Consider the following 12473-nt stretch of genomic DNA (forward strand, 5'->3'; position numbering starts at 1 on the left):
TCAGCCCCTCATCCCGCACCCTCATCCCACTCCCGCATCCAGGCCCCCGAACGCCCTCGAACGCCCCCGATCACGCCCGAAGGCCTCCGAGCGACTCCGGTCGCCCCGGTCCCTTCAGGTCACCTTCGTCGGTCCCAGTCCGCATGGAACGCCCCTCATCAACCCCTCCCTTCGTCTGATCCCACAAACCCCCGCCGTCCCACTCTTCGGAAGCCCCCACAAACCCACCCCGCTCAGCCGGTTAGGCTGGCCCCGTGAAGGTCCTCGTCATCGGTAGCGGTGCCCGTGAGCACGCGCTGTGCCGTTCTCTGTCCCTCGACTCCGACGTCACCGCGCTGCACTGCGCTCCCGGCAACGCCGGCATCGCGGAGGTCGCCGAGCTGCACGCGGTGGACGCGCTGGACGGCGCCGCCGTGACCGCGCTGGCCACCCGCCTGGAGGCCGACCTGGTGGTCGTGGGCCCGGAGGCCCCCCTGGTCGCCGGTGTCGCCGACGCCGTACGCGAGGCGGGCATCCCGGTGTTCGGCCCCTCCGGGGAGGCCGCGCAGCTGGAGGGCTCCAAGGCATTCGCCAAGGAGGTCATGGCCGGCGCGGCCGTGCCCACGGCCCGGTCGTACGTCTGCACCACCCCCGAGGAGATCGACGAGGCCCTCGACGCCTTCGGCGCCCCGTACGTCGTCAAGGACGACGGACTGGCCGCCGGCAAGGGCGTCGTCGTGACCCCCGACCTCGACAAGGCCCGCGAGCACGCGCTGGCCTGCGGCCGGGTCGTCATCGAGGAGTTCCTCGACGGCCCCGAGGTCTCCCTCTTCGCGATCACCGACGGCACGACCGTCCTCCCGCTCCAGCCCGCCCAGGACTTCAAGCGCGCGCTGGACGGCGACGAGGGCCCCAACACCGGCGGCATGGGCGCGTACTCCCCGCTCCCGTGGGCCGACCCCAAGCTGGTCGACGAGGTCCTTCAGACCGTGCTGCAGCCGACCGTCGACGAGATGCGCCGCCGCGGCACCCCGTTCTCGGGGCTGCTCTACGCGGGCCTGGCGATCACCAGCCGGGGCGTACGGGTCATCGAGTTCAACGCCCGCTTCGGCGACCCGGAGACCCAGGTCGTCCTGGCCCGCCTGAAGACCCCGCTGGCCGGTGTCCTCCTCGCCGCGGCCAACGGCACCCTCGGCGACCTCGAACCCCTCCGCTGGAGCGACGACGCCGCCGTCACGGTGGTCGTGGCCTCGCAGAACTACCCCGGCACCCCGCGCACCGGCGACCCCATCACCGGGCTCGACGAGGTAGCCGCGGTCGACGCCCCGCACGCGTACGTGCTGCACGCCGGCACCAAGCGCGAGGGCGACGCCGTGGTCAGCGCGGGCGGACGCGTCCTGTCCGTCACGGCCACCGGCAAGGACCTCACCCAGGCCCGCGACCGTGCGTACACCGCCGTCGCGCGCATCGGCCTGGACGGCTCCCAGCACCGCTCGGACATCGCGGCGAAGGCGGCAGCCGAGTCCTGACCGAGGGCCCGGGCCCCGCGCGGGCGCCTGACGTGTGACCGACCAGCCCCGCGCGGGCGCCTGGCTTGTGACCGACCAGCCCCGCGCGGGCGCCTGGCTTGTGACCACAAGCCCTGCGCGGGGCGTATGAGCACCACGCGCGCCCAGCGTGGCCCGCGCACCCCACCGGTCGGCCCGCGCGCGCCCCACCCGCGCCCGAGCGCAACCGTGACTTTCCGCGCTTCCCAGCGCCCTTCACCCGCCTTCGGCGTATCCGGTTGCGAACCACCCCCAACGGGTACGACCCCCAAGCCTCTGGACTGCGGGCCCGCTCCCCCTCGCTCCGTTACTCACCTCTCCCCAAAGCCATTCCATCGAGTGAGCGATGGGCCATCCGGCTGACGGGCGCCGAGGCCCCAACTAGGGTGCGGCGCAAGTGTTCCGGCACTTGGCCCACCGGCATTGCGATGTCAGTCGTGGGTGCCACAGTGGGGGAGTGAGCAACGTCAGGGCATTCGGCGACGACGACGCCGACGGAAAGCCGTCGCGGTGCACGCCGCACGGCACATCAGGGGGTGAGGTCGCGTCGTGAGCGGTATGGCGGGTGGTGAGGAGGCGGGTGCGCAGGCCGCGCGCTCGCGGGCCCTCGCCGTGCTGCGCGTCCGCAGCCGCGCGTTGGCCGTGGCGCTGCTGCCGGCCGCCGTCGCGGTCGTCCTGCTGGTCGGCGTCTCCACCGGCCACCTCACCGGGCAGCCCTGGTCCACGGCACGCTGGGTGGTCTCCGGCCTCGCCGCCCTCGTCCTGCTGGCCGCCGCCGGAATCGCGCTCGTGGTGGCCCGCGCCCGGCCTGCCGTGAGCCCCACCGTCTCCATCACCGAGGAAGCCGCGCCCGACCTCTACCGCCTCGTCCGTGACCTCGCGGACCGGCTCGACGTCCCGGCCCCCTCCGCGATAGCCCTCACCCCGGACTGCGACAGCTGGCTGGAGGACCGCACCCACCCGTCCCACACCCAGCCCGACAGCCACTCCTCCCCGCCATCGGCCTCCACGTCATCGGCTGCCTCCTCCTCGGCCTCCGCGTCGTCGTCCGGCGGTACGGGTCCTGGCGGCGGCGACGGAATGGCAGCCGGACGAGGACAGTCGGCCGACGCGCCATCCGGCCACACCAGCCCCTCCGGTCCCTCCGGCCACACCAGCCCCTCCGGTCCCTCCGGCCACACCAGCCCCTCCGGTCCCTCCGGCCACACCGGCCACACCGGCCCCACCGGTCCTTCCGGCCCCTCGTCCGGTCTCCCCTCAGGGCTGTCGTCGCACCGACGGCATCGCGCGCCCACCGCTCCCGTACTGGTCATCGGCTCACCGTTCCTGTGGTGGATGCGGGTGGGCGAGCTGCGGGCGGTGCTGGCGCCGGTGGTCGCGGGGACGGGACCCTCGGCCCACCCGGACATAGCCGCGGCCCGCCGTTTCGTCCGCGGCCTGGACGCAGCCGTGGCCGTCACCTCCGCCCCGACGCATGGCGCGCTCGCCCGCACGGTGCTGGCCGGTGTCGGCTGGGTGACCCGGCTGCTCCTGCGCGGCTGCCGGGGCCACGCGGCGGAGATGGAGCGGGGGGTGGCGGCCGCCGCGGCCGAGCGTGCACAGGCTGTGGACTACGGTCTGCGGATCGTCGCCCAGGAGCAGGTCGGGCTGGCGTACGCCGGCTGGGACAGGCTTCTCACGCGCGTCGCGCTGCCCGCCTGGCGGATGGGCCGCTGGCCGTCCCGTCTCGACGCGGGCGTCGTCGCCGCGCTCACGGAGCTGTCCCGCCGCGACCGCCTCGCCGAGGGCTTCGCCTCCCGGCTCGGCGAGCGCCCGGCGTGCGACCTCCTCGAAGAGCCCGGCACGGTCGACGAGGCCACGTCACTGCTCGCCGCGCGCCTCTTCCACGGGGGCCCCGCCGAGGCGGGCCGCGACTGGGCACCGGTGGACTGGAGCGAGTACCCGGACGAGGTCGTCGACCGCAAATGGCGCACCGAGGCGGCCCGCCTCCACCGGGTGCTCGACGCGCTGGGCGTCCACCGCACCACGGACCGGAACGGCCCGGACCAGACGGGCCCGACCCTGGCCCGGGTCCTGGACCACCTGACCGTGGACCACCTGACCGTGCCGACCGAGGCCCCCACTCCCGAGAGCCGACCGGAGACCCGACCGGACCGACCGGAGACCCGACCGGACCGACCGGAGACCGGGCCGCACCGACCCGAGACCCGACCGGACCGACCGCAGACCGGGCCGGACCGCCCCGAGACCCGCCCCGGCGCGCCATCCGGCCCCTCGACCACCCCCACCGCGCCGCACGACCACGACGCCCCTGCCCCGGCTGCGGGACCATCCCCCGAGCCGCAGCAACCAGCCATATCCTCCACACCCACTCCCGCCGACGAGGACGACGAGCAGGGCCCGGCCACCGCGCAGGCCGCCGCGTTGGCCGCGGGCCTGACCGCCGAGCTGGCGAGGGAGGAGGCGGCAGCGCCCCGCCCCGCGGCACACCAGCCGGGCGGTGCCGAGGCGCAGGGCCCGGAGCGGGCGCTGTGGGAGGACGACCTGTTGCCGCTGTTCCCCATGCAGCCACCCCGCACGGGCCGCGAGCTGCTCGCGGAACACGTCGCCGCGATGGTCTGCTGCGCGGCGATGGACACGGCCGGCGCCACGCCGGGCCTCGACTGGCTGGACGGCCCCTCCCTCCTCGTCAACGGCGAACGGGCCGCCGACCTCGCCCCCCGTGTCCTCACCCTCGTCGAGGAGGGTGACCCGGTCCCCCTGCGCGACTGGCTCCGCCACCTGGGCGTCCGCCCGGAGAAGCCGGTCCGCCTGGTCTGACCCCGTCACCGCCCCCTCCGCAGGAGCACCGGTCTCCGGGTCCCCACGCGGACCCTCATGTTCCACTCTCGTCAATTCGCGACGAACGGTGACGGAGTGCGTGCGTAATGTGATGTGCTGGGACCGTTCGCGTACACAGCACAGGCACAGCACCGACCCACAGCACAGGCACAGCACCGACCTACAGCACAGGCGACACGCAGCACCGACACACCGCACAGGCGACACGCAGCACCGACACACCGCACAGGCGACACGCAGCACCGACACACGGCGGCCGCACACGGCACCGGCTGGTGACGGCTCACGGGGGCGAGGGAGGGGAGAACTGATGGGCACGGAGCACCGCGTCCGCCGATGGGAATCGGGCGCACTCGCGCACGCCGTGAACGACCCCTTCGGCCAGGGCCCCGTCCCCTGGCTACGGGGTCATGTGACGTACTTCGACGACACGGGCCAGGTCGTCCCCTGGTACGTGGACCCAGGGGCGCTGCCGCCGCGCGGCCAGGCCGCCGACCCCCGCATCCCGGCCCCGCGTTCGACCCCGGGCCCCCGCTCCGCCGACGACGTGCGGCGACAGATCAAGGGGTTCACCGCGACCGGCGCCGCCGCCTCCGGCGAGTCCATCGACTTCCACATCACCGTGGACCCGCCCCAGGAATTCACCGTCGACATCTACCGCGTCGGCCATTACGGCGGCGACGGCGCCGCGAAGATCACCACCAGCCCTCGTCTCTCCGGCATCGTCCAGCCCCCGCCGCTGACCGCCGACCGCACGGTCTCCTGCCACCACTGGTGGCTCTCCTGGCGGCTGCAGATCCCGAGCTACTGGAGCATCGGCGCGTATGTGGCGGTCCTGACCACCGCCGACGGCTACCGCTCCCACGTGCCGTTCACGGTCCGCGACGACCAGCCCGCCGACCTGCTGCTCCTGCTGCCCGACATCACCTGGCAGGCGTACAACCTGTATCCGGAGGACGGCCGCACCGGCGCCAGCTTCTACCACGCCTGGGACGAGGACGGCCGGCTGCTCGGCGAGTCCCACGCCGCGACGACCGTCTCCTTCGACCGCCCGTACGCCGGCGCGGGCCTGCCCCTCCATGTGGGCCACGCCTACGACTTCATCCGCTGGGCCGAGCGCTACGGCTACGACATCGCGTACGCCGACGCGCGCGATCTGCACTCCGGGCGCGTGGACCCCACCCGCTACCGGGGGCTGGTCTTCCCGGGCCACGACGAATACTGGTCGCCGCAGATGCGGCGTACCGCCGAGTTCGCCCGGGACAGCGGGATCTCGCTGGTCTTCCTCTCCTCCAACACCATGTACTGGCAGGTGGAGCTGGGCCCGTCCCCGTCCGGTGTCCCCGACCGGCTCCTCACCTGCCGAAAACGCCGGGGCCCCGGAAAACCCGCACTGTGGCGCGAAATCGACCGCCCCGAGCAGCAGTTGATGGGCATCCAGTACGAGGGCCGGGTCCCCGAACCCCACCCCCTGGTCGTGCGCAACGCCGACCACTGGCTCTGGGACGCGACCGGCGCCCACGAGGGCGATGAGCTGCACGGCATGGTCGCCGGCGAGGCCGACCGCTACTTCCCCCGCACCGCGCTCCCCGAGCACCAGGGCCGCATCCTCCTCGCCCACTCCCCGTACCGGGGCCCCGAAGGCATCCTCCGCCACCAGGAGACCTCCCTCTACCGAGCCCCCTCCGGCGCCTGGGTCTTCGCATCCGGAACGTTCGCCTGGTCCCCGGCCCTGGACCGCCCGGGCCACGTCGACACCCGTATCCAACGGGCCACGGCCAATCTCCTGGACCGCATCTGCAAACGGGACTGATCCCGCCGACGACAATGCGCCTGACCCTGCCCACGGCAATGCCCCTGACCCGCGGAAGACAATGCCCCTGACCCCCGGAAGACAATGCCCCTGACCCTCCGAAGACCATGCCCCTGACCCCGCCGAAGACAACGCGCCCGAACGCCCTCACCGGCCCCCTGGCCAAGACCGGTCGCCCCGATACGGGACAATCGAGCCACTTGGACATCACCACGGGGAGGAACCGTGTCCGGATTCGTAGAAAAGCCTGAGCCGATCCAGGTTCCGGGCCTGGTGCACCTGCACACCGGCAAGGTGCGCGAGCTGTACCAGAACGAGGCGGGCGACCTCGTGATGGTCGCCAGCGACCGAACGTCCGCGTTCGACTGGGTGCTGCCGACGGAGATCCCCGACAAGGGACGCGTCCTCACGCAGCTGTCCCTGTGGTGGTTCGACCAGCTCGCCGACCTGGTCCCCAACCACGTCCTGAGCACCGAACTGCCCGAGGGTGCCCCCGCCGACTGGGCCGGCCGCACCCTCGTCTGCAAGTCCCTGCGGATGGTCCCGGTGGAGGCGGTCGCCCGCGGCTACCTCACCGGTTCGGGTCTCGCCGAGTACCGGGAGAGCCGTACGGTCTGCGGCCTCGCCCTCCCCGAGGGCCTGGTCGACGGCTCCGAGCTGCCCGCGCCGATCTTCACCCCGGCCACCAAGGCCGCGGTCGGCGAGCACGACGAGAACGTCAGCTACGAGGAGGTCGCCCGCCAGGTCGGCGCGGAGACCGCCGCCCAGCTGCGGCAGACCACCCTCGCCGTGTACAGCCGCGCCCGCTCCATCGCCCGCGACCGGGGCATCATCCTCGCCGACACCAAGTTCGAGTTCGGCTACGAGGACGACACCCTCGTCCTCGCCGACGAGGTCCTCACCCCCGACTCCTCCCGCTTCTGGCCCGCCGACCAGTGGGAGCCGGGCCGTGCCCAGCCGAGCTTCGACAAGCAGTTCGTCCGCGACTGGCTGACGTCCGCCGAGTCCGGCTGGGACCGGGCGAGCGAGCAGCCCCCGCCGCCGCTCCCGGAGGAGATCGTCGCGGCCACCCGCGCCAAGTACGTGGAGGCGTACGAGCGTCTGACGGGCACGCGCTGGTCGTAACGCGAAAGGCCCCCGGGGAACCGGGGGCCTTTTCTGGAGCGGACGACGAGGCTCGAACTCGCGACCTCAACCTTGGCAAGGTTGCGCTCTACCAACTGAGCTACGTCCGCAGTGCGCCGTGGCGCGAGAGCAACTATACCCAACCTCGCTCCCGTGCGAGCCGTACCGCCGCATGCCGGTTCTCCACCCCGAGCTTGGAGACGGCCGACGACAGATAGTTCCGGACGGTCCCCTGGGACAGCGCGGCCCGCTCGGCGATCTCCACCACGGGCGCCCCGTCGGCGGCCAGCTCCAGCACCTCCGCCTCCCGGGCGGTCAGCGGCGAATCCCCGGAGGAGATCGCGTCGGCGGCCAACTCGGGGTCGACGTAGCGGTTTCCCGCGTGCACGGTACGGATGATCTCCGCGAGCCGCTGGGCGCTGACCGTCTTCGGCACGAACCCGCGCACACCCGCCTCAAGCGCCCTCTTCAGATGCCCGGGCCGGCCGTGGCCGGTGACGATCAGCACCCGGCAGCCGGGCAGCTCCGCCCGCAGGGATGTGGCCACCCTCACACCGTCCGCCCCCGGCATCTGGAGATCGAGCACCGCCACGTCCGGTTCGTGCGCCCGGGCCATCGCCAGCGCCTCCGGTCCGCTCGCCGCCTCGGCGACCACCAGCATGTCGTCCTCCAGGGACAGCAGCGCGGCCAGCGCCCCCCGGATCAGATGCTCGTCGTCGGCGAGCAGCAGCCGCACGGGCCGCCGCCCCGCCTCGGGTACGGCGGTCATGACGCGACCTCGGGGACGACGCCGGCGCCGGTGGAGAGCGGGGTGTTCCGGCCGGCAGCACCGGGCGCCTCCCCCAGTCCCCCGCCGGACGCGCCCACCGGCCCGGATCCCGCACCCGGCCCCGTCCCTGACGCGCCCACCGGCCCGGATCCCGCACCAGACCCCGCCCCTGACGCGCCCACCGGCCCGGGCCCCGACCCCGTCGCCGGACACGAGGCAGCCCCCGGCTCCAGCGGTACCCGGGCCACCACCCGGAACGCCTCCCCGTCCACCGGCCCCGCCTCCAGCGTCCCGTCCACGATCGCGAGCCGCTCCCGCAGTCCGTCGAGGCCGGACCCGGCGCCGACGGAACGCACGGCGTGCTCCACAGCACGCCCACCGTCCCCGTCGGCCCGTATCCCGTCGTTCTCCACGGTCAGCACCACCTGCCCCTCCGTCATCTCCAGCACCACCTTGCACTGACCGGCGTTGCCGTGCCGCAGCACGTTCGTCGTGCTCTCGCGCACCACCCAGGCGAGCGCCGACTGCACCTCGCCGGGCAGCCCGGCGGTGTCCGCCCCGCTGACCGAGCACGCGATGCCGGCCGCCTCCAGGACGCCCTGGGCACCGGCGAGTTCGATGCCCAGGTCGGCCTCGCGATAGCCCCGTACGACGTCCCGGACCTCGCGCTGGGACTCCTGCGCGATCCGCTGGACCTCGACCATCTGGTCGACGGCCTCGGGCCGTTCGCGGCGGGCCAGCTGGACGGCCAGCTCGCTCTTGAGGGCGATGACCGCGAGGTTGCGCCCGATCACGTCGTGCAGATCGCGCCCGAAGCGGAGCCGTTCCTCGGCGACGGCGAGCCGGGCGCGGGTCTCGCGGGCCGCGTCGAGTTCGTAGACGGCCTTGAGGAGCCAGACGGAGAAGACGGAGGTGAAGGCGAAGAACCCCGTGCCGAGCAGGACGGCGATCGCCGCGGCCAGCGCCTCGGACGCACCGACGCCCGCACCCAGGCTCAGGATCGCGGAGCCCGCGGCGCATCCCGCGCTCAGATACAGCGCGCTCCGCCGCCTGCGCACGCCGAGCGTGATCATGCCAATACCGAAGACCATGACACCGGCGAACATCCCGCCCAGCGCGGCGTCCGCCTCGTCGTCGCCCACCCGGCCGACCATCGCGCACACCACGATTCCGATCAACCCGCTGACCACCGCGAAAGCCCACATCAGCCCGAGCGGCTGGTGGTCACGGACGTCCCGCACCCAGTCGAGGGCCCGGGCCCCGGTCAGCGCACCGAACGCTCCGTGCCCGGCGAGCAGCGCGAACAGCCAGCCCGCCTGCGGCATCGGCACCTTCCCCAGCACCGGCACCCCGAACGAGACGATCTCGATCAGCGGGAACGCGTAGAACGACCACCGGGTGTACGTCTCCACCTTCGCCGGTGTGCTCTTCCCCCGCCACCAGGCCCTCGGCCCCCGCATGGCCAACTCCCCTCATCGGCGCGGCTCCCAGCGGAACCACCGCCGTACAGCAAACACCGCCAGCACGGTCCAGGCCAGCGCGGTGGCGACGGCCCCCAGCGCCTCGTACGCGGTGAGGGCACCGGTCCAGCCGCCGCGCACCAGTGTGATCACCGGGGAGAGCGGCAGCAGCTCGCAGACGGACGCCACCCGGTCGGGCAGCACTTCGAGGGGGACGGTGACCCCTGAGCCGAGCAGCGAGACGAACATCACCGGCAGACTGGTCACCTGCGCGCTCTCGGCGGTACGGCTGAAGCTCGCCGTCACCGCGGCCAGCGCCACGCACAGCACGATCCCCGACAGCAGGCCCAGCAGGGCGAGGTGCGGTGCGGGCGGCGCCCCGAGGTCGAGCAGGACCGTGCAGCCGATCGCGAGGAGCACGCACTGCGTGAACCCGATGCCGACGGCCGGCAGGGCGGCGCCGACCAGGATCTCCGGGTCGCGCAGCTCCCCGGTCCGCAGCCGCTTGAGCACCAGTTCCTCGCGGCGGACGACGTAGACGTTGGTGAGGGCGGCGTACACCGCGAACAGCAGGGAGAAGCCCACGGCGGCGGGCAGCATGACCGTGCCGACGCTGAGCCCGGCCTCGTCCAAATCCATCTGGTCGGTCGCCGACCGCACGCTGAGCGGGAGCAGCAGCGGCACGAAGAGCGCGGTGACCAGCGTGGCCCGGCTGCGCCCCAGCAGGGTCAGCTCGGCCCGGGCGAGCGCGGTCATCCGGCCCTTCAGGGTCGTACCGCCGGTGTCGGTCACGGTGCTCATGCGCTCACCCCGTCCTCGCGGGCCTTCGTGCCCGTCAGCGCCTTGTCGTTCGTACCCACCCCGGTTCCGGTCCCCGTACCGGCCGCCGTTCCGGCCCGGGCCGCCGTTTCCCGCGCGATCCGCAGGAACGCCTCCTCCAGTGAGGCCGACCGCACTTCGAGGCGCCGGAGTTCGACCCGCGCCCGCTCCGCCCACATCAGCACCCCCGTGGCGGCCCGCTGGAGTTCGGTCGTGCGCAGCAGCACCGTGCGCCCCTCGACCTCGTGGCCGGTGACGCCCAGCTCGCCGAGGGGCGGGAGGTCGCCGAGGAAGTAGCCGTCGGGCAGTTCGAAGGAGATGCGGGACGGCTGGGAGGCGGTCACCTCGGCGGGGGTGCCCGTCACGGCGACGCTTCCCTCGTGGAGGATGGCGAGCCGGTCGGCGAGCCCTTCCGCCTCCTCCAGGTAGTGCGTGGTGAGGAGCACGGTCGTGCCCTGCGCGCGCAGGTCGCGGACGAGTGCCCAGGTGTCCTGGCGTCCCTCGGCGTCGAGGCCGGTGGTGGGCTCGTCGAGGAAGAGCACCTCGGGGCGTCCGAGGAGCGCGAGGGCGAGGTCCAGGCGCCGCTTCTCGCCACCGGACAGCTGCTTGACCCGTACCCCGGACCGGCGCCCGAGCCCGACGATCTCCAGGGCCTCGCCGACGGGACGCGCACCGCTGGTGCAGCCCGCCCACATCCGGACCGTCTCGGCGACGGTCAGCTCGGAGGGGAAGCCGCCCTCCTGGAGCATCACACCGATCCGGGGCCGTACGACCGCGCGCTCGGTGTACGGGTCGTGGCCGAGCACCCGCACCCGTCCGCCGGACGGCGCGGCGAGTCCTTCCAGTAGTTCGACCGTGGAGGTCTTGCCCGCGCCGTTGGTGCCCAGAAGTGCGAAGAGTTCGCCCCGGCCCACGGAGAACGTGATTCCCCGTACGGCCTCGAAACCGCCCCCGTACACGCGCCGCAGGTCGGTGACCTCGATCACGTCCTCGTGCCCGTTCGTTTCCATGCACCCAGCATCCCGGCGGTGGGGGCCGCGGAGCAGTGCGCGCTGTCACCGGTCGCCATGACAAATGTCAGAGGAAGATCCGGGAACGCAGAAGACCCCGGTCCAGTGAACCGGGGTCTTCATTCAAGAGCGGACGACGAGGCTCGAACTCGCGACCTCAACCTTGGCAAGGTTGCGCTCTACCAACTGAGCTACGTCCGCATTGCCTCCGACCGGCTCCCACCGATCGGCGCGCAGACCACATTACCTGATCCAGAAGGATGCTCGGTAAGTGATCAGAGCGGGTGACAGGAATTGCACACTGCGCCTTCCCCCTGGAAGGGGGATGTTCTGCTACTGAACTACACCCGCGTGACTCCGGTGAGCCGGGCCTTTCGGCCTTGCCCCTCGGCGTGCTCCAGACTCTAGCTGATCGGCGGGGGTGCAACGCAAGTCGGTTGTCGCCGGGGGCCAAGTCGGCCGCCCCCAGGGTCCGCTGACGGACACTGAGGGCGGCTTCACGCAGCTCGCCCCGGGCGGCTCGCGGCTCGTCCCAGAGGCTCGCCCGGCGCCGCTGACCCGACGCGGCTCGCCCCACTCGGCTCACCCCACAGGGTTCACCCGGTGCCGCTCACCGCGACGCGGCTCACTGGGCGTCGGCGAACGCCTCGTACACCTTCTTGGGGATCCGGCCGCGTGCCGGGACCTCCAGCTTGTTGGCCATGGCCCAGGCGCGGACGGCCGCGGGGTCGGGGGCCACCTGGGTCTGCTTGTACGCCTTGCCCGACTTCGACCGCTTGCGGCCGGCCTCGACGTAGGGCGCGAGCGCCTTACGCAGTTTCTCGGCGTTGGCCTCGTTGAGGTCGATCTCGTACGACTTGCCGTCGAGTCCGAAGGCGATCGTCTCCGCCGCTTCCGAGCCGTCGATGTCGTCGGAGAGAGTGACCACGACACGCTGCGCCACGAATATCGGTCCCTTCGTGCGACATCTCTCCGTTGACGTGCCCTTACGTCCCGGTGATGTCGTCTGTCCGGCTGTTATTTGGGCAAAGTATCGGCTATTGCCAATTCATTTGTACAGGGCTCCGCATTGCAATGTGAGGACAGACTTAATCCGCTGGCGTGTCCGTC

The 12473-nt window shown here is 72.7% G+C and carries 9 protein-coding genes and 3 tRNA genes; 4 read left to right on the forward strand and 8 right to left on the reverse strand.

Going from position 1 to position 12473, the window contains the following annotated elements; translation table 11 throughout:
- The first annotated feature begins 254 nt into the window (after positions 1-254).
- The 4 genes from purD (at position 255) to ACZ4Z2_RS09590 (ending at position 7305) form a co-directional block, all read left to right on the forward strand.
- Positions 255-1508 (forward strand): phosphoribosylamine--glycine ligase, encoded by a 1254-nt coding sequence (gene purD, locus ACZ4Z2_RS09575; RefSeq protein WP_468074058.1) that lies wholly within the window; start codon positions 255-257, stop codon positions 1506-1508.
- Between the two features lie 576 nt (positions 1509-2084).
- Positions 2085-4346, forward strand: coding sequence for a hypothetical protein (locus ACZ4Z2_RS09580; RefSeq protein ID WP_468074199.1), 2262 nt, complete (start codon positions 2085-2087; stop codon positions 4344-4346).
- 331 nt (positions 4347-4677) lie between these two features.
- Positions 4678-6180: a N,N-dimethylformamidase beta subunit family domain-containing protein gene (locus ACZ4Z2_RS09585; RefSeq protein WP_468074060.1), complete on the forward strand. Its 1503-nt coding sequence runs from the start codon at positions 4678-4680 to the stop codon at positions 6178-6180.
- Between the two features lie 225 nt (positions 6181-6405).
- Entirely contained in the window at positions 6406-7305 is a 900-nt protein-coding gene (locus ACZ4Z2_RS09590; RefSeq protein ID WP_468074062.1) for a phosphoribosylaminoimidazolesuccinocarboxamide synthase, read from the forward strand.
- Between the two features lie 34 nt (positions 7306-7339).
- On the opposite strand, the gene ACZ4Z2_RS09595 is transcribed toward ACZ4Z2_RS09590, so the two are convergent.
- The 8 genes from ACZ4Z2_RS09595 to ACZ4Z2_RS09630 form a co-directional block, all read right to left on the reverse strand.
- Positions 7340-7415, reverse strand: a tRNA-Gly gene (locus ACZ4Z2_RS09595).
- A 23-nt stretch (positions 7416-7438) separates the two neighbouring features.
- Positions 7439-8074, reverse strand: coding sequence for a response regulator (locus ACZ4Z2_RS09600; RefSeq protein ID WP_468074064.1), 636 nt, complete (start codon positions 8072-8074; stop codon positions 7439-7441).
- Complete coding sequence (locus tag ACZ4Z2_RS09605) at positions 8071-9534, reverse strand: sensor histidine kinase (protein ID WP_468074066.1); 1464 nt, start codon at positions 9532-9534, stop codon at positions 8071-8073. Before ACZ4Z2_RS09605 ends, ACZ4Z2_RS09600 begins: the two co-directional genes overlap by 4 nt.
- 12 nt (positions 9535-9546) lie before the next feature.
- Entirely contained in the window at positions 9547-10335 is a 789-nt protein-coding gene (locus ACZ4Z2_RS09610; protein ID WP_468074068.1) for an ABC transporter permease, read from the reverse strand.
- Positions 10332-11363, reverse strand: a complete 1032-nt coding sequence (locus ACZ4Z2_RS09615) for an ABC transporter ATP-binding protein (RefSeq protein ID WP_468074070.1) — start codon at positions 11361-11363, stop codon at positions 10332-10334. The genes ACZ4Z2_RS09610 and ACZ4Z2_RS09615 overlap by 4 nt, the downstream gene beginning before the upstream one ends.
- A gap of 128 nt (positions 11364-11491) precedes the next feature.
- A tRNA-Gly gene (locus tag ACZ4Z2_RS09620) sits at positions 11492-11564 on the reverse strand.
- A 78-nt stretch (positions 11565-11642) separates the two neighbouring features.
- A tRNA-Gly gene (locus ACZ4Z2_RS09625) sits at positions 11643-11714 on the reverse strand.
- 274 nt (positions 11715-11988) lie between these two features.
- A complete protein-coding gene (locus ACZ4Z2_RS09630; protein WP_468074071.1) occupies positions 11989-12306 on the reverse strand; it encodes a histone-like nucleoid-structuring protein Lsr2 in 318 nt (105 codons plus the stop codon).
- Between the last annotated feature and the right edge of the window lie 167 nt (positions 12307-12473).

It is taken from the genome of Streptomyces sp. NPDC030183, assembly GCF_055573455.1.